General features: G+C 58.7%; 24 protein-coding genes and 1 tRNA gene. 12 read left to right on the top strand and 13 right to left on the bottom strand.

All coding sequences use genetic code 11. The features are described 5' to 3' along the window. Window positions 1–285: 285 nt before the first annotated feature. On the bottom strand, window positions 286–1,569 hold the full coding sequence (locus tag ACODSV_RS32665; protein ID WP_489044271.1) for an NAD(P)/FAD-dependent oxidoreductase: 1,284 nt from the start codon (window positions 1,567–1,569) through the stop codon (window positions 286–288). A 184-nt stretch (window positions 1,570–1,753) separates the two neighbouring features. Here ACODSV_RS32665 and ACODSV_RS32660 point away from each other — a divergent pair. Next, window positions 1,754–1,830 (top strand) — tRNA-Val (locus ACODSV_RS32660). A gap of 131 nt (window positions 1,831–1,961) precedes the next feature. On the opposite strand, the gene ACODSV_RS32655 is transcribed toward ACODSV_RS32660, so the two are convergent. After that, the gene (locus ACODSV_RS32655) at window positions 1,962–2,093 is read right to left on the bottom strand and encodes a hypothetical protein (RefSeq protein ID WP_024076493.1); all 132 of its coding nucleotides are present in this window, start codon (window positions 2,091–2,093) and stop codon (window positions 1,962–1,964) included. 202 nt (window positions 2,094–2,295) lie between these two features. Between ACODSV_RS32655 and ACODSV_RS32650 the strand changes: the two genes are divergently transcribed. From ACODSV_RS32650 to pcp, 4 genes are all read left to right on the top strand, one after another. Continuing rightward, on the top strand, window positions 2,296–2,721 hold the full coding sequence (locus ACODSV_RS32650) for a GNAT family N-acetyltransferase (protein WP_024076492.1): 426 nt from the start codon (window positions 2,296–2,298) through the stop codon (window positions 2,719–2,721). Between the two features lie 240 nt (window positions 2,722–2,961). Further along, entirely contained in the window at window positions 2,962–3,678 is a 717-nt protein-coding gene (locus ACODSV_RS32645; RefSeq protein WP_024076491.1) for a DUF969 domain-containing protein, read from the top strand. Beyond that, window positions 3,675–4,625 (top strand): DUF979 domain-containing protein, encoded by a 951-nt coding sequence (locus tag ACODSV_RS32640; RefSeq protein WP_069076648.1) that lies wholly within the window; start codon window positions 3,675–3,677, stop codon window positions 4,623–4,625. Before ACODSV_RS32645 ends, ACODSV_RS32640 begins: the two co-directional genes overlap by 4 nt. A 7-nt stretch (window positions 4,626–4,632) precedes the next feature. Then, complete coding sequence (pcp, locus tag ACODSV_RS32635) at window positions 4,633–5,274, top strand: pyroglutamyl-peptidase I (RefSeq protein ID WP_150054086.1); 642 nt, start codon at window positions 4,633–4,635, stop codon at window positions 5,272–5,274. A gap of 15 nt (window positions 5,275–5,289) precedes the next feature. Here the strand turns inward: pcp and ACODSV_RS32630 are convergent, their stop codons facing one another. The 5 genes from ACODSV_RS32630 to ACODSV_RS32610 all read right to left on the bottom strand — a co-directional run bounded on the left by ACODSV_RS32630 (window position 5,290) and on the right by ACODSV_RS32610 (window position 8,983). Beyond that, window positions 5,290–5,514, bottom strand: coding sequence for a hypothetical protein (locus ACODSV_RS32630; protein WP_024076489.1), 225 nt, complete (start codon window positions 5,512–5,514; stop codon window positions 5,290–5,292). A gap of 214 nt (window positions 5,515–5,728) precedes the next feature. Continuing rightward, a complete protein-coding gene (locus ACODSV_RS32625) occupies window positions 5,729–7,129 on the bottom strand; it encodes a heavy metal sensor histidine kinase (protein WP_150054085.1) in 1,401 nt (466 codons plus the stop codon). Then, complete coding sequence (locus ACODSV_RS32620) at window positions 7,126–7,797, bottom strand: heavy metal response regulator transcription factor (RefSeq protein WP_024076487.1); 672 nt, start codon at window positions 7,795–7,797, stop codon at window positions 7,126–7,128. The genes ACODSV_RS32625 and ACODSV_RS32620 overlap by 4 nt, the downstream gene beginning before the upstream one ends. A 42-nt stretch (window positions 7,798–7,839) precedes the next feature. Beyond that, complete coding sequence (locus ACODSV_RS32615) at window positions 7,840–8,100, bottom strand: DUF2790 domain-containing protein (protein ID WP_150054084.1); 261 nt, start codon at window positions 8,098–8,100, stop codon at window positions 7,840–7,842. A 112-nt stretch (window positions 8,101–8,212) separates the two neighbouring features. Further along, window positions 8,213–8,983 carry an alpha/beta fold hydrolase gene (locus tag ACODSV_RS32610; RefSeq protein ID WP_150054083.1) on the bottom strand — a complete coding sequence of 257 codons (771 nt, stop codon included), beginning with the start codon at window positions 8,981–8,983 and terminating at the stop codon, window positions 8,213–8,215. A gap of 217 nt (window positions 8,984–9,200) precedes the next feature. Between ACODSV_RS32610 and ACODSV_RS32605 the strand changes: the two genes are divergently transcribed. Next, on the top strand, window positions 9,201–9,869 hold the full coding sequence (locus ACODSV_RS32605) for an HAD-IA family hydrolase (RefSeq protein WP_150054082.1): 669 nt from the start codon (window positions 9,201–9,203) through the stop codon (window positions 9,867–9,869). A gap of 36 nt (window positions 9,870–9,905) precedes the next feature. Here ACODSV_RS32605 and ACODSV_RS32600 read toward each other — a convergent pair whose 3' ends face one another. The 3 genes from ACODSV_RS32600 to csrA form a co-directional block, all read right to left on the bottom strand. Next, on the bottom strand, window positions 9,906–10,190 hold the full coding sequence (locus ACODSV_RS32600; protein ID WP_024076485.1) for a hypothetical protein: 285 nt from the start codon (window positions 10,188–10,190) through the stop codon (window positions 9,906–9,908). Between the two features lie 95 nt (window positions 10,191–10,285). Then, window positions 10,286–10,549 (bottom strand): hypothetical protein, encoded by a 264-nt coding sequence (locus ACODSV_RS32595; RefSeq protein WP_024076484.1) that lies wholly within the window; start codon window positions 10,547–10,549, stop codon window positions 10,286–10,288. 205 nt (window positions 10,550–10,754) lie between these two features. Continuing rightward, window positions 10,755–10,949 carry a carbon storage regulator CsrA gene (gene csrA / locus ACODSV_RS32590; protein WP_003192511.1) on the bottom strand — a complete coding sequence of 65 codons (195 nt, stop codon included), beginning with the start codon at window positions 10,947–10,949 and terminating at the stop codon, window positions 10,755–10,757. Between the two features lie 263 nt (window positions 10,950–11,212). Between csrA and ACODSV_RS32585 the strand changes: the two genes are divergently transcribed. After that, the gene (locus ACODSV_RS32585) at window positions 11,213–11,578 is read left to right on the top strand and encodes an SPOR domain-containing protein (RefSeq protein WP_150054087.1); all 366 of its coding nucleotides are present in this window, start codon (window positions 11,213–11,215) and stop codon (window positions 11,576–11,578) included. Window positions 11,579–11,621: 43 nt separating this feature from the next. Here ACODSV_RS32585 and ACODSV_RS32580 read toward each other — a convergent pair whose 3' ends face one another. The 3 genes from ACODSV_RS32580 to ACODSV_RS32570 form a co-directional block, all read right to left on the bottom strand. Next, on the bottom strand, window positions 11,622–12,311 hold the full coding sequence (locus ACODSV_RS32580; protein ID WP_150054081.1) for an endonuclease: 690 nt from the start codon (window positions 12,309–12,311) through the stop codon (window positions 11,622–11,624). 4 nt (window positions 12,312–12,315) lie between these two features. After that, window positions 12,316–12,567, bottom strand: coding sequence for a DUF1654 domain-containing protein (locus ACODSV_RS32575; RefSeq protein WP_172831355.1), 252 nt, complete (start codon window positions 12,565–12,567; stop codon window positions 12,316–12,318). 250 nt (window positions 12,568–12,817) lie between these two features. Beyond that, entirely contained in the window at window positions 12,818–13,906 is a 1,089-nt protein-coding gene (locus ACODSV_RS32570; RefSeq protein WP_024076480.1) for an asparaginase, read from the bottom strand. Window positions 13,907–14,471: 565 nt separating this feature from the next. Here ACODSV_RS32570 and ACODSV_RS32565 point away from each other — a divergent pair. The 5 genes from ACODSV_RS32565 to ACODSV_RS32545 form a co-directional block, all read left to right on the top strand. Further along, on the top strand, window positions 14,472–15,431 hold the full coding sequence (locus tag ACODSV_RS32565; protein ID WP_024076479.1) for a sugar ABC transporter substrate-binding protein: 960 nt from the start codon (window positions 14,472–14,474) through the stop codon (window positions 15,429–15,431). Between the two features lie 56 nt (window positions 15,432–15,487). After that, complete coding sequence (locus ACODSV_RS32560; RefSeq protein WP_454843428.1) at window positions 15,488–17,041, top strand: sugar ABC transporter ATP-binding protein; 1,554 nt, start codon at window positions 15,488–15,490, stop codon at window positions 17,039–17,041. Next, window positions 17,038–18,015, top strand: a complete 978-nt coding sequence (locus ACODSV_RS32555) for an ABC transporter permease (RefSeq protein ID WP_150055610.1) — start codon at window positions 17,038–17,040, stop codon at window positions 18,013–18,015. Before ACODSV_RS32560 ends, ACODSV_RS32555 begins: the two co-directional genes overlap by 4 nt. Window positions 18,016–18,018: 3 nt before the next feature. Continuing rightward, entirely contained in the window at window positions 18,019–19,041 is a 1,023-nt protein-coding gene (locus ACODSV_RS32550; RefSeq protein ID WP_024076476.1) for a LacI family DNA-binding transcriptional regulator, read from the top strand. A 23-nt stretch (window positions 19,042–19,064) separates the two neighbouring features. Then, window positions 19,065–19,722 (top strand): ribokinase (locus tag ACODSV_RS32545; RefSeq protein WP_489078396.1); only part of this gene is annotated, 658 nt, incomplete at its 3' end.

Raw genomic sequence — 19,722 nt, 5'->3', positions numbered from 1 at the left:
TACCGGCCTGTCACGCCGGGGGTCGCGGGTTCGAGTCCCGTCCGCTGCGCCATATCTGCATCAAGGCCTACTGAACGCCTTGAAGCACAAAGAAAGCCACTGGCTACTTTGATCCGATAGCAAAGACCCTGGTCGAAAGACCGGGGTTTTTTGTGTCTGCAATTTGGTGCTGGTCAGTGCGCCCGCGCAAGCCATCGCAACGCGATGGCGGCTGGCTTGCCTGCGATAGCAACGACTGGGTCTCATCATGAGCCCGCATTGTCACATCCCAGGCAAACTTTCCAATCAGAACCCCAGCTTGTCTCGCAGCCCGTAATACCAAGCCCCCATCGCCGCAAACGGCGTGCGCAGCAGTTGCCCGCCCGGGAACGGGTAGTGCGGCTGGTCGGCAAACGCATCAAAGCGCTCGGCCTGGCCTCTGAGTGCCTCGGCCAATACCTTGCCCGCCAGGTGTGTGTACGTCACGCCGTGGCCACTGCAACCCTGGGAGTAATAGATGTTGTCGCCCAGGCGGCCGACTTGCGGCAAGCGCGACAGGGTCAGCAGGAAGTTGCCGGTCCAGGCGTAGTCGATCTTCACGTCCTTGAGCTGAGGGAAGGCTTTGAGCATTTTCGGGCGGATGATCGCTTCGATATTTGCCGGGTCGCGCGCGCCATACACTACGCCACCGCCGAAGATCAGTCGTTTGTCACGGGTGAGTCGGTAGTAGTCGAGCAGGTAGTTGCAGTCCTCGACGCAGTAATCCTGCGGCAATAGCGATTGGGCCAGTTCATCCCCGAGTGGTGCGGTTGTGATCACCTGAGTGCCGCAGGGCATCGACTTGGCTGCTAACTCCGGCACCAGGTTGCCCAGGTAGGCATTGCCCGCCACGATGATGAACTTGGCCCTGACCTTGCCTTCGGTCGTGTGCACCACCGGGTTGGCGCCGCGCTCAATGCGTACAGCTGCTGACTGCTCATAGATCGTGCCACCGAGAGACTCCACGGCCGCTGCTTCACCCAGCGCCAGGTTGAGTGGGTGGATATGCCCGCCGCTCATGTCCAGCAGGCCGCCGACATAGTTGTCACAGGCTACTACTTCGCGGATACGGCGCTCGTCGAGCAGCTCCAGTTGTGTGTGGCCATAACGCTCCCAGAGGCGCTTCTGTGATTCCAGGTGGCCCATGTGCTTGCTGTTGAGTGCGGCGAAGACACCGCCGTCCTTCAAGTCGCACTGGATCTGATACTTGGCCACCCGCTCGCGAATGATCCGGCCGCCTTCAAACGCCATGTCCCCCAGCAATTGCGCCTGCTTGGGCCCGACGCTGCGTTCGATCACATCGATATCGCGGCTGTAGCTGTTGACGATCTGCCCGCCATTGCGGCCCGACGCGCCAAAGCCGACCTTGGCGGCTTCCAGCACCGTCACGCGAAAACCGTTTTCCAGTAGAAACAGTGCGCTGGACAAGCCGGTATAGCCGGCACCAATCACGCACACATCGGTTTCCACTTCGCCTTGCAGTACCGGACGCGGAGGGACCGCGTTGGCGGACGCAGCGTAATACGACTGGGGGTAGGGGGTGTTCGCCATCCTGGAACCTCTGTTTTATATTTTTTACGAGTGCCCCGATCCTACCTGAGTTGAAAATTGCCTGCCAGCCACCCGAAAAATGCAAATGCACCAGCCGCAAATAAAAAATTCGCATATTCATAGGGTTAGCTGCAAAAAAGATGTTGACACCCCTCCGAAATTCCGTAGAATGCCGCCTCACAGCAGGCACGTAGCTCAGTTGGTTAGAGCACCACCTTGACATGGTGGGGGTCGTTGGTTCGAGTCCAATCGCGCCTACCAAACAAAATCCGCTCTGCTGGGCGGTCTAGAAGGGCTCACCGAAAGGTGGGCCCTTTTTTGTTGTCTGGAATTTGGGCACGGCGTCGCCTGGCCACTGACGCGGCTCGCTTTGAAACGTGAGGGCGGATCGATCAGCAGAAAAGCTGAGCCACCGCGAGCAGGCAGATGATCTGGGCTATCATCTGGCAGCGTATTTCACCATTCGTTGTCGCCATACCCATTTGCCCGGCGTACATGTTGGCTACCTCTTTGTCGGCAATCATGCCGTAAACGATGCGCAGGAATGCGCACCGTATTGGTTGAGTATAGTTTCGGATTGGGATTCTTCACTGTCTAGCCTCAGGCCAGCTCTGATACAGGGCTGTCTTGAGGGCGCGCGATCGCAGGGCCAACCGAGAGGTTGGCCCTTTTTTGCAGGGTTGACGCCATACTGGGCACTGTTTGAATTCAACCGGGGAGGCAGCGATGGAGCAGTTAATGGAAGTGTCGTTCGACGTGACGGCGCAGGAGCGTGAGGCAATCCTCAAACCGTTGAGGGCGTATAACCTCAGTCATACCGGCGATATGGCGTTCGAAACCGTAGGGATTTTGCTGCGGGATCCTGTCACTGAAGAGGTGGTCGGTGGGCTGTATGGGAAGATTTCATACGGATGGTTGTTCATTGAGTTGTTGAGTGTTCCCGATCAGTTACGCACCCAAGGTACTGGCTCCCGCCTGATGCGCGCCGCTGAAGAGTTGGCCAGGCAGCATGGCTGCACCGGGATCTGGCTGGATACCTTCAGTTTCCAGGCGCCCGGGTTTTATCGAAAGCTGGGGTTCACTGAGTTCGGGCATATTGCCGATTATCCACCGGGACACCAACGTCACTTTTTCCAGAAACGTCTGGCCTGAATCCTCCCAGGGCGCCGGTTCACCTGGCGCCCATTACCCACAAAATTTATTGGTTTACAGCAACAACTTTTCTTGTTGGACACCCCCCGCCCCAAGCGGCAAAGATGCCGCCACCGACGCTCGACCTTCCAGGTCAACAATAAAAAACCGAGCCGACTGCACGCCACTTTCTTGCTGTGAACCCTTTGTTCACATCCTGCTGTAATGGCGCCGCAGCGCGCACTTAAGGACCTCACCGCCATGCAAACTGTTGTGAATCTATGGCCGTTGATCGGCGTACTCGTCATCGTGGTTGGCTTTGTCTTGCGCTTCAATCCACTGTTGGTGGTCACCGCCGCCGCTATCGCCACCGGGCTCGCTGCCCATTTCCCGCTGGAGAAAATCCTCGCCACCATGGGCGATGGTTTCCTTCAGACCCGCGCCCTGCAATTGATTCTGTTGCTGCCATTGGCTGTCATCGGGCTGTTGGAGCGCCATGGCTTGCGCCTGCATGCACAGAACTGGATCGCTCGTTTCGAACGCGCCACGGTCGGGCGTTTGTTGATCATCTACCTGTTTGTGCGTGAGTCGACCGCTGCCATGGGGCTGACCAGCCTTGGTGGGCATCCGCAGATGGTGCGCCCGCTGCTCGCGCCAATGGCCGAAGGTGCGGCGGAAAAGCGCTTTGGCAAATTGCCGGACAAACTGCGTCACAAGGTGCTGGCCATGTGCGCGGCGACCGATAACGTCGGGCTGTTTTTCGGTGAGGACATCTTTGTCGCCTTTGGCGCAATCGCGCTGATGCACACCTTTTTGCTTGGTTCGGGGATAGATGTGGAACCGCTGCACATCGCGGTATGGGGCATTCCCACGGCGATTTGCGCCTTTATCATCCACGCGATTCGGTTGCATCGATTTGATCGACGGTTGACGCGGGAAATGACCGCCGTCGCCACGCCAGTGGAGGCCGCCCAATGATCATTTCCATTCAATACCTGTATTGGCTCGCCGGTGTGTTGCTGTTGATCACTGCCGGCATGATCCTGCTGGATCGTAGCCACCCGAAGCGCTGGTCCAGCACCCTGTTTTGGTTGCTGTTCGCTATTCCGTTTCTGGTGGGCGAGCGCCTGCCGTCGGTGGTGATCGGGGCGGGTGTGGTGGTGATGGCGTTGATCGCAGGGTTGGGCGGCGTTGGCCGTGGCGCCCATGCCGAATTGCACGACAAGGCTTCCCGCGCGAGTGCCGGCCGACTGGGCCACAAGTTGTTTATCCCGGCGCTGGCCATTCCGCTGACGACGGTGATTGGTTCGGTGTTGCTCAAGCACACCGAGATCGGCGGCGTACCGCTGCTGGACCCGAAGAACACCACCTTTGTGTCCCTCGGTATCGGCTGCCTGATCGCCCTCGGCCTGGCCTGCTGGTTGACTCGCGACACCCCGGTGCAAGCCTTGCGCGAATCCCGCCGCCTGACCGAAGCCCTTGGCTGGGCGATGGTGCTCCCGCAAATGTTGGCGATGCTCGGGCTGCTGTTCAATGAAGCCGGAGTGGGCACGGCCGTCGCCCACGTCACCACCACCTACATCAACCTGGATTACAAGTTGGTGGCAGTGATGGTTTATGTGCTGGGCATGGCCTTGTTTACGGTGATCATGGGCAACGGCTTTGCGGCTTTCCCGGTGATGACGGGTGGCGTCGGTGTGCCAGTGCTGGTGGGTATCTACGGTGGCAACCCGGCGGTGATGGCGGCGATCGGCATGTTTTCCGGCTACTGCGGTACGCTGATGACGCCGATGGCGGCCAACTTCAATATCGTCCCGGCCGCCTTGTTGGAGCTGCCGGACAAAAACGCGGTGATCAAGGCGCAGTTGCCGACCGCGTTGATGATGCTGGTGGTCAATATTGTCCTGCTTTACCTGTTGATGTGAGGCCAGGATGCGAATCGTTCTGCTGACGGGCTTCGAGCCCTTTGATCAAGACGCGATCAATCCATCCTGGGAGGCCGTGCGTCAGTTGGATGGCATGCCGTTGGGTGACGATGTGCAAATTGTTGCGCGTCGTTTGCCCTGCGCCTTTGCTACTGCCGGCGAGTGCCTGGCCCAACTGATAGATGAGTTGCACCCGGCCCTGATCATCGCGACGGGCCTGGGGCCTGGGCGTGGCGAGATATCCATAGAGCGGGTGGCGATCAACCTGAATGACGCCCGTATTCCCGACAACCTGGGGGAGCAACCGATTGACACGGCTGTAGTGGTCGATGGGCCCGCAGCCTACTTCTCCACGTTGCCGATCAAGGCCATGGTCAAGGCCGTGCGCGAGGCGGGTATAGCAGCCTCAGTCTCGCAGACAGCGGGGACGTTCGTTTGCAACCAAGTGTTCTACCGTTTGCAGCACTCACTCGCAGGAACGGGTGTACGCAGTGGTTTCATTCACGTGCCGTACCTGCCGGAGCAGGTGGTTGTCTCGGGGCAGCCTTCAATGGCGTTGACCACGCTGGTCAAAGGGTTGCAGGTGGCTGTGCTGACGGCGTGGCAAACATCCGTGGATGTAACGGAAGCGGGCGGGCAGGTCAGCTGATCTGTCGGGTTGACTTCAGGTGGCAAGCAGTCGGGTAAGCCCGAAGGTGATCGCACAGGCCAGGCCTGTCATGGCGAACGCCGTTGCGACATACCATTTGATGAGATTCAGTTCAGTGGTTGCGAGGTCCGCCTTGGTAGCGAAATGCTTTTCCATGGAGTCTGCCCTGTTTGAAACGGTGAATAGCTTCTCTTTCATTTCAGCCAGCCTCTTTTCCAGTGAGCTCAATCGTTTTTCCACACCGGGACCTCCGTCATTTCCTCCGCCCGCTCTGCCTTGAGTCGGGGTATTCAGCGTATTCGTCGAGCCAAATCGATACTGTTTTTTCTGCAAAGCCTGACACCTGTTTTAAATCGTGTGAGAGAGCGCTTGGGAGAAAAGAATAGTGGGAGTCAGAGCAGAGGGTGACCGACAAATTTTTGCAAAATACCACCGAAGTTCTGGCCCGCGGTGCTCAGTGACCCCGTTGCGGAAAGAACAACTCAAAACACGTCACGCCGTCCTGGCTGCTGACGCTGTACCGGCCGTTATGCAACTGCATGATGGTGGCCACGATCGACAACCCTAGCCCATTGGACTGTGCCGACCGCTCCCGTGACTCATCCACCCGGTAGAACCGCTCGAACAGTCGCGGCAAATGTTCGGCAGCAATGGTGTCGCCCTGGTTGCTGACCCTCAGGTGGATGCCTTCGGCATTGGGAAGCGCCTGGATCAACAGATCGGAATCAGGAGCGCCATACTTGATGGCATTGGCGCACAGGTTGGCCAATGCGCGGCGCAGCAGCATCGGCTCGGCCCAGATCACGCCTGCGCCCTCGGCGATGATGTGCATATTTGCATCACTCGCCAATCCTTCGAAGTAATCAGCCATGCGTTCCACTTCGTCTGCTGCACTTAATTCCTGGCGCTGGCGCAATGCACTTGCCGGGTCGGTGCGGGCGAGGAATAACATGTTATCGAGCATGCGGGCCAGGCGTTCAAGCTCTTCTACATTAGACGCGAGCAACTGCTGGTAGCTTTCGACGTTGCGGCTCTGTTGCAAGGCGACCTGGGTTTCCCCCAGCAAGTTGTTGATCGGTGTACGCAGTTCGTGGGCCATGTCGGTGGATACCTGGCCCAGTTGCGTAAAGCCCTTGGCCAGGCGTTCAAGCATGGTATTGAACGAGTCGATCATCGGCAGCAACTCCTTGGGCGTGCCACGACTGTCGAGGCGTTCAGCCAGGTTGCCGACACCGATTCCCTGGGCATGCCGTGCCAGTCGTCGCAAGGGCAGCAGGCCACGGTGTACCAGCAGGTAGCCCACCAGGGCGAGGAAGATTGCCGCGATGCTGGCCAGGATATACACACTCAATCGGTAGCTGGCGAGCACGGCGGTGCGTTCAGTCATCAGGCGGCCGGTGGTGACTTGCAGGCTGCCCAGGTCGCCAGAGTCGATGGAGGCCGCAACGATGGCAAACGGTACGCCATCCACGCCGGGAAAATGGTGTACGTCAGTCAACGCCAGGGTATGGTTTTTCGGCACGGGGGGGACGGATGGCACCTCGATGTTGCCGGGGTTGACGACCAGCAGGGGGGGCTGGCCAGGCGCTGTGATGCTCAGCACCGACTCGCGATTGCCCAGCATGTTCTGGAACAGCTCCGGCTTGGTCTTGATCAGGTCCAGGGTGTTGCTGTCGTTGAGCAGGTTGCGCAACTGGTCGATACGGTAGATCAATGCGGCGTCGTCGCGCATGATCAGCTCACGCTCCAGCTCACGGTACAGCGCCACGCCCAGGGTGGCCAGCAGCACAAAGGCCAGCAAGGCGAAGATCAACGCCAGGCGCAAGGTCAAGGAGTAATGTCGATTTGGGCTCATGGCTGGGTATCGAAACGGTAGCCGATGCCCCGCACACTGTGGATCAGCTTGAGCTGGAACGGGTCATCGATTTTCAGGCGCAGGCGCCGCACGGCTACGTCCACCACATTGGTGTCGCTGTCGAAATTCATGTCCCAGACCCGCGAGGCAATCAACGAGCGGGACAACGGCTGGTCCTGATGCGTGGCGAACAGGTGCAGCAGGGCGAACTCTTTATTGGTCAGGGTGATGCGCGTACCGGCACGGGTGACACGGCGCTTGAGCACGTCGATGTGCAGGTCGGCGATGTTCAGGTGTTCTTCTTCGCGGCTCGGGCCGCGTCGGGTCAAGGTGCGCAGGCGCGCGACCAGTTCGGCAAAGGAGAAAGGTTTGATCAGGTAGTCATCAGCCCCCAGTTCCAAGCCCTTGATGCGATCGGCAATGTCATCGCGGGCGGTGAGGAACAGCACCGGCGTGTCGGCCTCCTTGCGCAAGCGCCGCAGCACTTCCCAGCCGTCCATTTTCGGCATCATCACGTCGAGTACGATCACATCGAATGGCGTTTCCAAGGCCTGGTGCAAGCCATCTACCCCGTCACGGGCGAGGCTTACGGAGTAGCCCAGCTCCTGCAGGCCGTTGAGCAGGTAATTGCCGGCCTTGGGCTCGTCTTCGACGACAAGGATGTTCATGGGAAGTGCCCTGGTTCAGTGCGTGGCGCAAGTGTAGCCCGATCAATTGTCATTGGCGCAGCCGATGCTTTGGACCTGATAGTCCAGCACATGTTCGCGGTCCTGGTGGTCCAGGTATTTGAGTTGTGCCGGGACGATTCCACATTGGCCGTAAGTGTCGGTACTCGACAGAACTTTGGCGACGTCCAGGTGTACGAAGAAGCCGGTTTTGTCGTGGATCACGTCCGTGGCAGCTGGAGTGTCGGCCGCGAATACCGAACCGGTGGCCAGTAAAGCGGCAAAACCAAGGGCAAACAGTTTCATGGAGGTATCTCTCGTTAAGGGCGGGTTGCCCGGTCGTTGGCAGTGAGTTCACAGTAACCAGGCGACACAAACAGCCAACCAACAGGATCATGACAAGTTCGTAATAAAAGGCTTAAGGCTGGCGGCCGGACGCTGCGAGGATCAGATCGGTGATTTCCTTGGCGTGGGATACCAGCGACAAGTGGCTCGACGGCAGCTCGATCGTGCTGGCGTTCATGCGCTTGGCGAGGAAGCGTTCGAGGTCCGGGTTGATGGTCTGGTCGTGGGTAGATACGGCGTACCAGGATGGTTTGGTGTGCCAGGCGGCATTCACGGTTCGGCCACTGAACAGCGTCTTGGCGATCGGTTGTTGCACGGCGTAAAGCTCCAGGGCCTTGGCACGTGGCACGTCGGCGGCGAAGTACTTGAGGAAGGCGTCCTGGCTCAGGGTGAGGTAGCCGTCGTGCTCTTCCACTCCGTTGCGTACGGGCATGGTCGGGTACTGGGCGGAGAGGGTGACGAAATCTTCGTTGGCGTCTGGCGCACGGGCAGCCACATACACCAATGCGCTGACCTTCGGGTTTACTCCCGCGTCGCTGACCACGCTGCCGGCGTAGGAATGGCCGACCAGTACGGTAGGGCCTGCTTGTTGATCCAGTACGCGGTTGGTGGCAGCAACGTCATCGGCAACCGAGGTCAATGGGTTTTGCACCGCAGTCACATGCAGGCCGGCGGCTTGGAGTCGGGTGATCACTTCGGACCAACTGGAGCCGTCGGCCCAGGAACCATGAACCAGCACCACGTTATTGGCTTTGACCGGCGCGATGGTGCTGGCCATGGCGGTTCCGGTGCCCAGCATCAACAGGCTGGCGGCGATCAGGTAGAGTTTGCTTACAGGTTTCATCGGGCGGGTCCTTTTCATCAGTGGGAGGTGGCGTCAACCGCTATGGCTGACTGGTGACTCCACTGTATGAAGTGAGGGTGCTGACAAAACTTACCGCTTGATTACAAGTGTGTAATGAAAACGCTGTGGCACTTGTCCGTAGCGTTTACAAGTGCAGACCTGACCCGTAGATTGCAACGGGCTCATCATTTGTCACCGTCCAAGAGGAAGCCCAGCAGTGTCCATCCGCGTCTTTACCCGGCCTTACCGCGCCTTCCTATTCGATATGGACGGGACCCTGCTCAACTCCATTGCCGCCGCCGAGCGGGTCTGGAGTATCTGGGCTGAACGTCACGGCTTGGACGTGAAGGCCTTCCTGACTACCATTCATGGCGCTCGGGCCATCGATACCATTACCCGCCAGGCGTTGCCTGGGGTTGATCCTGAGGTGGAGGCGCAATGGATTACCGAGGCGGAGTTGAATGATGTCGAAGGCGTCGTGGCGATTCCCGGTGCCGTTGAGTTTTTGAACCGTCTGCCTGGCGACCAATGGGCGCTGGTGACGTCTGCCCCCCGGGAGTTGGCGTTGCGCCGGCTACAAGCGGCCGGCATCACTCCGCCTGCGGTGCTGGTGACGGCTGAAGATGTGGCCAGTGGTAAGCCTGACCCTGCCTGTTATGTGCTGGGCGCACAGCGCCTGGGGGCGGCGGTACAGGACTGCCTGGTGTTCGAAGATGCGACGGTAGGTATTCGGGCAGGCGAGGCCGCTGGCGCGGATGTGATGGTCGTGACCTCGACTCACCTGACGACCATGCACACTGCGCATGCCACCACCGATGGGTATGAACACTTGCACGTCGAGCACGACGGTGGCGGTTTGCTGCGCTTGCGGCGCCTGGCAGGTTGATGCGAAAAAGCCGAGCCCGGTTTGGCGGTCTCGGTCCTATTCGCAGGATGTATGACCAGGCGGCACCTGTTGCAGTCGGCTGCTTCTCATGCCCTGGCGTGACAGCACCATTTCCCTGAGGATTTCATTGGCCAGACGGGCAATCGCTTCAGTCCCGCGATAATGCGCGCGCACAATGCCGGTAATCGCGAAGTGGTCGGTTTCCGGGCCGCTGAGGATGGCGGAGAGGGTGCCGTCGGCATGCAACGTGCAATTGACCGTATAGCTGGGCAGGCGGCTCGCCAGGGCAGATTCGATTTGGGATTTGCTGAGGGTGTCCATCTGCGTAAGCACCTTTCACTGATCGTGCAAGCCCAAGCATAGATCCTGTTGGAAGACTGTAAACACCGGTGATCTATTAGCGAAACTGCGACCTATCAACCCGCGTTTTTTGGGTGGGCGCGGTGGGTGGCTCGCTGGCACAACTTGCGCTGGATGGCCTTCTGGATCGGTTTGAGACAGAACATGAACAGGTAGCCGCACAAAAACAAAGCCAGATCCAGCCATGAAGGGGCGTCGGTGGCGTCTGTCCTTTCAATTTCGAACCTCAAACCATATTCCAGGCCGGCAAAGGCCAACCCGATCAGCACGGCGATCGCCCAGGAATAGGTGATAAAGCGTTGTGTTGAGGTGCGCCTCATCGGCGTGCTCCTGAGTGTGCTCAGATGTCGGCAGAGTGAGTCAGGAGTTTCGGCTGCGAATCGCGCGACAAGTTCCAGGGATGAAGACAGTTTCATCTGCCAATGCAGATGCAAGGGCAGTGCGCGGGACAAGAATAAGGCGCGAGCAGGTCTAGGCAGTTTTCGCCAGCCGTTACAGAGCGAAAAGGCTGGCTACTGGAGTGCTTCAAGGAGTCTGGTTTTTGTCCGGAGCTGTCAGGCCAGCCTGGATGCGCTGGTAGATCTCCTCGCGATGCACGGCAACGTCCTTGGGTGCGTTGATGCCGATTCGTACTTGCTGGCCGCTGACGCCCAGGATGGTGATCGTAATGTCATCACCGATGTTTATGCTTTCACCAACTTTGCGGGTGAGTATCAGCATGGACTTCTCCTTGATTACTTTTAAGGACACATGTTTCAGACAGGGCAGGTGTCGGATGTGTGTAGCTTACTGCTAAGCGCTTCCCTGTGACTGCCTCTTTTTAGGACGCATAGAGGCAACATTAATTCCCATGGCGGCATCATACAGGTCTGCGATACATCATTCGCATTGTTTAAGCCAACGTTTATGACGGCCAGAATAGACAGTGAATGATAAAGTTGCCTCTTTATCCTTTAAGGAGCAGGGCAGTGCGTAAAGTAGCGATGGCAATTGCGGTGTTGGCATTGGCCGGTTGCGGTGAAGGCAAACCTGTCGAAGCGCCCAAGGCCAAGCCTGCCGTGACTGAAAACCAGCCACAGACCGGCGCGATTGCTGCCCAGGAATGGGACGTTTGGGTAGGCCCGCCTGACCACAAGCTACAGGCGATCACCGACCTGACCGCGTGGTTGCTGGAGCATGGTTTCAATTTTTATATCGTGAAGGAAAACGGCAAGGACGAAGTGTACTTGGGGCCATTCGCAACCAAGGCCGATGCGGAAGCCAAGCAGGCCCTGCTCACGGAAAAGCTGGCCCGCGCCAAGAAAAACGACACCGAATCGCAGGTTGTCGAGCACAAGACTGCGCAGTAACCGGCAGGTAGGGCGAGAGCACGCCGAGTGCTCCCGCCCGCGTTCAACCGCAGGCCTTGAGGTTCACCGGGCCGACAAACTCATTTCCACGCCCCATCACACAGGCCATGGTCTGGTTGCGCTGACGCTCCCAATGCTGCACAGGGTAGGTCTTGTCCCAGGCTTCATAAAGTTGCCGGTCCTGTTTCGACAGGCGCAAGCCGTATTGTTTGCTCATATAGAAATACGTCCGGGCAATCATTCCGCGTATGGACGGGCGCGGCATCACCTTCCTGGCCTTGAAGTCGACCTGGGTCAAGCATGAGCCGTACTGCCCGCTTTGCACCGGCAGCCAGCCAAAACTGAAGTTGTTACGATCGCCGTTGACCTCACCGATACTCGGCACCAGGTTGTGCAGGTCCGCCTCGGCACGTTTGAACACCTCATCATGGCGTGTGCAGTTCTTGCGTCCGCCATTCTGCCAGCACTGGCGCTGGTGCCCGATCTGCCAGGCCGGAACAATGTGTTCCCATTCGATGCGTGCAGCGCGGCTGGCGTTTTTACGAGGGATATAACCGCAGGCTTTCAAGTCCACGCGGTTACCGGTGTATTTGCAGCCGCAGTAGAACTCAGTGGATTGTGGGGCGTAGAGTTTCCAGGCGATTTTTTTGGCTTCGCTGAACGTTCGGGGCGCTTGGGCATGGGCGGTGACGGCAAAAAACAAGCAAAGCACAGCAATAAAACGGACACTCATTGAATCAGTCTTCCTTCGGCACAACCCAGAAAATCTGCACGCCACCGTCGTCCCGATAGGCGAGGGTAACGTTGTCGTTTTCTGCGATCTCTTCAAGCAAACGCGCCCACTCGTCCTCTGGCTCATCCGGCAAACGGAAGATCAAGGCCGCCTTGTTTTTTTGGGCATTGGTCGAATTGATGACTTTTTGCACGCGAACGGCCAGGCGTTGATAGGCATCGGGCAGGGTTGGTGCTGCGGAAGAGGACGTTGCCACGGAATATTCCTTAGTTAGCTGTACGTGCATACAGTATTTAACTGTAGGCAGTTTCGCAACTGCTTAAAGTTAAACAAGGCCGTCTGACAGTGATTTGGGATTTTTGTGTAGCGGCGGGGCGGGGGGGCGAAGAGTTGTAGGGGCGGGCGTGCTCGCGAAAGACTTGAAGGCAATAGGTTAAGCCAGACGGACCGCGTCATCGTTAACCACTTTCGCGAGCAAGCTCGTCCCTACAGGGTATGGCTAGTAATCAGTATTCCCAGAACATCCGTTGCAGTTCCTTGCTGTCCTGGGTCTTGGTCAGTGCAACCATTGCCAGGATCCGCGCTTTCTGCGGGTTCAGGTCGTGGGCGGCGACCCAGTCGTACTTGTCGTCAGGCTGTTCGGCATTGCGTAGTACGAAACCGCCGGCATTCACGTGAGACGAGCGAATGATTTGCACACCTTGCTTGCGCAGCTCCTGCAGGGCAGGAACAACCTTGGACGACACTGAGCCGTTGCCGGTACCGGCATAGATGATGGCTTTGGCGCCGGCCTGGGCCAGGGCCTTGGCGGCAGTGTCGCCTACGTTGCCGTAGCCGTAGGCGATTTCGACGTCGGGCAGGCTTTTGATGGTCTTGATATCGAATTCCGAATCCATGGTGTGACGCTTGGCCGGCAGGCGGAACCAGTAGGATTTACCCTCGACCACCATGCCCAGCGGGCCCCATGGGCTCTTGAAGGCTTCGGTCTTGATGTTGACCATCTTGCTGACGTCGCGACCCGACTGGATCTCGTCATTCATGGTTACCAGCACGCCTTTGCCGCGGGCATCTTTGCTGCCGGCAACGGCGACAGCGTTGTACAGGTTGAGCATGCCATCGGCTGACATGGCGGTGCCTGGACGCATGGAGCCGACGACCACGATAGGCTTGTCGGTTTTTTCCACCAGGTTCAGGAAGTAGGCGGTTTCTTCGAGGGTGTCGGTCCCGTGGGTGATCACGATGCCATCCACGTCCTTGCTGTCGGCCAGTTCGGCGACTCGGCGGCCCAGTTGCAGCAGGTTTTCGTTGTTGATGCTTTCCGATGCGATTTGCATCACTTGCTCGCCACGCACATTGGCAAGCTGGCTCAGTTCAGGAACACCGGCAATCAACTGCTCGATGCCGACCTTGGCTGCCTGGTAAGTAGCGCTGTTGGCCGTGCTGGCACCAGCGCCAGCAATGGTGCCACCGGTAGCAAGGATCACTACGTTGGAGAGTTTGGCCTTGGTTTCAACTTCCTTTGCCTGGGCGGCAACGGGGAACAGCAGCAGGAGGGCTAATGCGCCCGGAACAATGTTCTTCAGTGCAGATTTCATTATTTTTCTCTCTGGTTTTTGATGAGTGCGGTAGCAAGTTCATCTAGAACACCCGGGCGGTTCTGAACGCCGCGAGGTGTTAGGGAAGAGCAGGATCTGTACCAGTCTGATTGTGGCCTTGTATATAAATTAAGTTGTTGATTTAAAAAGATTTATTTTCGCTGTTTCGGACCGGTTGGCTGGCCCGTTGTCCGGCTTTCCGAACATCAGAGTGGGTTCGCGTTCGGTTGTCCGAAAGCAGTGACGAACTCTCCGGACACTCTGCGCGACGGAGGCGTCATGGCCTGTCGTTTTAGAGAACGACTGGGCGCAGGTGATGTTTACTGATCGCTGCGATCGAGCGGCAAGGCAGGGGATAGAGGGCCTGGATGAAAGGTTGTTTTCCAGCGTTGACAAATCTCGACAAGGTTCTCATAGTTTGAATAACGCAAACGTTTGCGAGATATTTCACGGGTGGCTCCCTGAGTCTCGTGAAAGCTCGTTTCAGCCACCCAGGTGGGAGGGCTGCCGAAGCGCTTTTCGGTGCAAGCGTTGCTCACAATAATCATAAGATCGGAGTGAACCCATGAAGCTGCCATTTGCTGGACGTCTTCTTGCTGTCGCTGTGCTTGCTGCCGCATCCGTCGCTTTACCGCTCTCCTCTGCATTCGCTGACGATACTGCCGCCAAACCCAAGGTCGGCCTGGTGATGAAGTCCCTTGCCAACGAGTTTTTCGTGACGATGCAGGAGGGGGCGAAAGATTACCAAAAGGCGCACTCCGCTGATTTCGACATGATCACCAACGGTATCAAGAACGAAACCGATACCAGCGCGCAGATCGATATCGTCAATCAAATGATCCTTGCCAAGGTCAACGCTATCGTCATCGCCCCAGCCGATTCCAAGGCGCTGGTCACCGTGCTGAAGAAAGCCTCCGACGCCGGTATCAAAGTCGTCAACATCGACAATCGATTGGACCCGGACGTACTGAAAAGCAAAAACCTCAATATCCCATTCGTAGGCCCCGACAACCGCAAAGGCTCCAAGCTGGTGGGCGACTACCTGGCCAAGAAACTGGCCTCGGGTGACAAGGTCGGCATCATTGAAGGTGTGCCGACCACTACCAATGCCCAGCAGCGCACCGCAGGCTTCAAGGATGCGATGGACGCTGCCGGTATGAAAATCGTCTCCACCCAATCCGGTAACTGGGAAATCGACCAGGGCCAGAAAGTGGCGTCTGCGATGCTGAGCGAATACCCGGACATCAAGGCTCTGCTGGCGGGTAATGACAATATGGCCTTGGGCGCAGTGTCTGCGGTACGTGCAGCAGGCAAGGCGGGGAAAGTGATGGTGGTGGGCTACGACAACATCGAGGCCATCAAGCCGATGCTGCAGGACGGCCGAGTCTTGGCGACTGCTGACCAGGCTGCCGCCCAGCAAGCCGTGTTCGGTATCCAGAATGCCCTGAAGCTGGTCAAGGGTGAAAAAGTCGACGCCAAAGACGGTGTGATCGAAACTCCGGTCGAACTCGTTACCAAGCAGTAATCCTGGCAGCACCAACAGCGTCCGCTCGTCCTGAGCGGGCGCCTGGAGATTTTCCTATGTCATCTTCCGCCCCGAACGCTGTCCTCTCGGTCAGCGGTATCGGCAAGACCTATGCCCAACCGGTTCTGTCCGACATCACCCTGACGCTCAATCGCGGGGAAGTGCTGGCGTTGACCGGTGAAAATGGCGCAGGCAAAAGTACCTTGTCGAAGATCATCGGCGGTTTGGTCACACCGACCACCGGGCATATGCAGTTCAATGGCGAGGACTTCCGTCCAGGCAGTCGCACCCAGGCCGAAGGGTTGGGCGTACGTATGGTCATGCAGGAACTCAACCTGCTGCCAACGCTGACCGTGGCCGAAAACCTGTTCCTGGACAACCTGCCCAGCCACTGTGGCTGGATCAGCCGCAAGCAACTGCGTAAAGCCGCGATCGACGCCATGGCTCAGGTCGGCCTGGATGCAATCGACCCTGACACCTTGGTTGGCAGCCTGGGCATCGGCCATCAACAAATGGTCGAAATCGCGCGCAACCTGATCGGCGACTGCCATGTGCTGATCCTCGACGAACCTACGGCCATGCTGACCGCCCGTGAAGTCGAGATGCTGTTTGAACAAATCACTCGCCTGCAGGCCCGGGGCGTGGCGATCATTTATATTTCGCACCGGCTCGAAGAGTTGGCCCGTGTAGCCCAGCGCATTGCGGTACTGCGCGACGGCAAGTTGGTCTGTGTCGAGCCGATGGCCAATTACAACAGTGAGCAACTGGTCACCTTGATGGTCGGTCGCGAGCTCGGCGGGCACATCGATCTGGGCCCGCGGACAATCGGCGGTCCCGCCTTGACGGTGAAAAACCTGACGCGTTCGGACAAGGTTCGTGATGTGTCCTTTGAAGTGCGTGCTGGCGAGATCTATGGCATCTCCGGCCTGATCGGCGCTGGTCGTACCGAGTTGCTACGCCTCATTTTCGGTGCCGACCTCGCCGACAGCGGCACCGTGGCGCTGGGCTCCCCAGCCCAGGTTGTCAGCATTCGTTCACCTGTGGACGCGGTAGGCCACGGCATTGCCCTGATCACCGAAGACCGTAAGGGCGAAGGCCTGCTGCTGACCCAGTCCATCAGCGCCAATATTGCCTTGGGCAACATGCCGGAAATTTCTGGCGGCGGTGTAGTGAATCGCCGCGATGAAACCGCCTTGGCCAAGCGCCAGATCGATGCCATGCGCATCCGCAGTTCCAGCCCGGCGCAGTTGGTGTCCGAGCTCTCCGGCGGCAACCAGCAAAAGGTGGTAATAGGCCGCTGGCTGGAGCGCGACTGCTCGGTGATGCTGTTCGATGAGCCGACCCGCGGTATCGATGTGGGGGCCAAGTTCGATATTTATGCCTTGCTCGGCGAGTTGACTCGCCAGGGTAAAGCGCTGGTGGTGGTGTCCAGTGACCTGCGTGAGCTGATGCTGATCTGCGACCGCATCGGCGTGCTGTCCGCCGGGCGCCTGATCGAGACCTTCGAACGTGACAGCTGGACCCAGGACGAATTGCTCGCCGCCGCGTTTGCCGGCTATCAGAAACGTGATGCGCTGCTCAATGACGCCGCGCTTAGGGATACCCCATGAAAACAACAACTTCCCCCGGTAAAGCAGTTGGCAACTTCTACGGCCTGGGCACCTACCTGGGGCTGGCAGGTGCGTTGCTGGCGATGATTGCGCTGTTTTCGGTGCTCAGTGATCACTTCCTGTCCTACGACACCTTCAGCACCCTGGCCAACCAGATTCCAGACCTGATGGTGCTGGCAGTGGGCATGACCTTCATCCTGATTATCGGCGGTATCGACCTGTCAGTGGGCTCGGTGCTGGCACTGGCGGCATCGGCCGTCAGCGTGGCGATTCTTGGCTGGGGCTGGAGCGTGTTGCCGGCAGCCTTGCTCGGCATGGGCTGCGCCGCATTGGCAGGCACGATTACGGGTTCGATCACGGTGGCCTGGCGCATTCCGTCGTTCATCGTGTCCCTTGGCGTGCTGGAAATGGCACGCGGTGTGGCGTACCAGATGACCGGCTCGCGCACCGCCTATATCGGTGATTCCTTCGCCTGGTTGTCCAACCCGATTGCCTTCGGCATTTCGCCGTCATTTATCATCGCCTTGCTGGTGATCATCGTTGCCCAACTGGTGTTGACCCGTACCGTGTTTGGTCGTTACCTGATCGGCATCGGCACCAACGAAGAAGCCGTGCGCCTGGCAGGGATCAATCCCAAGCCCTACAAGATCCTGGTGTTCAGCCTCATGGGCCTGCTGGCTGGCGTGGCGGCGTTGTTCCAGATATCACGCCTGGAAGCGGCAGACCCGAACGCCGGTTCCGGCCTGGAACTGCAAGTGATCGCTGCGGTGGTGATCGGCGGCACCAGCTTGATGGGTGGGCGCGGCTCGGTCATCAGTACGTTCTTTGGTGTGTTGATTATTTCGGTGCTGGCCGCTGGCTTGGCGCAGATCGGTGCCACGGAGCCCACCAAGCGCATCATCACCGGTGCTGTGATCGTGATTGCCGTGGTCCTCGATACCTACCGCAGCCAACGCGCCAGTCGGCGAGGCTGAGCCATGGCAACGATCAAGGATGTGGCAGCGCTTGCCGGTATTTCCTACACCACCGTGTCTCATGTGGTGAACAAGACGCGTCCGGTCAGCGAGCCGGTGCGCATCAAGGTGGAAGCCGCGATCAAGCAGTTGGACTACGTGCCCAGCGCCGTCGCGCGCTCGCTCAAGGCCAAGACCACGGCGACTATTGGCCTGCTGGTACCCAACAGCCTCAACCCGTATTTTGCCGAGCTGGCCCGAGGCATCGAGGATTACTGCGAGCGCAATGGCTATTGCGTGATCCTGTGTAACTCCGACGACAATGCTGAAAAGCAACGCAGCTACCTGCGGGTGTTGCTGGAAAAACGTGTCGATGGCTTGATCGTGACCTCCGTGGGCGGTGACGACAGCGGCCTCGCCGCGGGTTTGAGCGCGGTGCGCACGCCCATGGTCATCGTCGACCGGGCATTGGACGGCATTGACGTTGACCTGGTGCGTATCGACCACGAGGAGGGCGCTTACCTGGCCACCCGGCACTTGCTTGAACTGGGTCACCGGGACATCGCCTGTATTGGCGGCCCAGTCCATACCCGCGTGGCGCAGATGCGCCTGGCGGGGTATCACCGTGCGCTGCGCGAGGCGGGTGTGGAGGTGGCGGCTGATCGCACCCGGGAAAGCGACTTCACCAGTACCGGTGGTTATGCTGCGGCTGTGCAGTTATTGGCAGAAAACCCGCCCAGCGCAATCTTCGCCAGCAACGACATGATCGGCTTTGGTGTGCTGCGCGCGGCGGCTGAGCGTAATCTCCGCGTGCCCGGCGAGCTGTCGGTGATTGGTTTCGACGATATTCAAATGGGCCGTTACGTCTACCCGGCGCTGACCACGGTCGGGCAATCGATCGTGCAACTGGGCGAGACGGCTGCCGAACTTTTACTGCGACGGATTGCGACACCCCAACTGCCGATCGATCAACGCATCGTGACGCCGAGCATCGTGTTGCGTGAGTCGACGGCGCCAATTGCCGGTGTGTTCGCCCAATACCGCTGAACCGAATTGATGAGTATTGATGTATGCCAGCAAAAGTAGTGGTAGTAGGCAGCTTGAACATGGACCTGGTGACCCGTGCCAGTCGCTTGCCCCGTGCCGGTGAAACCTTGATCGGCCAATCGTTTTCCACCGTTCCCGGCGGCAAGGGCGCCAACCAGGCCGTGGCTTCGGCGCGGTTGGGGGCCGAGGTTGCGATGATCGGTTGTGTCGGCACTGATGCCTACGGCAGCCAGCTGCGCGATGCGCTGCGGGTGGAAGGCATCGATTGCGGGGCTGTGAGCACCGTTGCCGGCTCCAGCGGCGTGGCGCTGATTGTCGTAGATGACAGCAGCCAGAACGCCATTGTGATCGTCGCGGGCAGTAATGGTGAACTCACGCCAGCTTCGTTGCAGGCGTCTGACGCGGTGCTGCAGGCCGCCGATGTGATCGTCTGCCAGCTTGAAGTGCCAATGGAGACCGTGGGGCATGCGCTCAAGCGCGGTCGTGAGTTGGGTAAGACGGTTATTCTTAACCCGGCGCCGGTCAGCGGTCCTTTGCCGACCGAGTGGTATGCCTCGATCGACTACCTGATTCCCAATGAAAGCGAGGCGACCGCGCTGAGCGGTGTGACGGTCGACTCCCTCGACAGCGCCAGGCTGGCTGCGACCGAATTGATCAAGGCGGGCGCCGGTAAAGTCATCA

Source organism: Pseudomonas sp. FG86, from assembly GCF_057808775.1.
The sequence above is the reverse complement of the archived record's forward strand: the minus strand, read 5'-3'. Positions and strand labels throughout refer to the sequence as shown.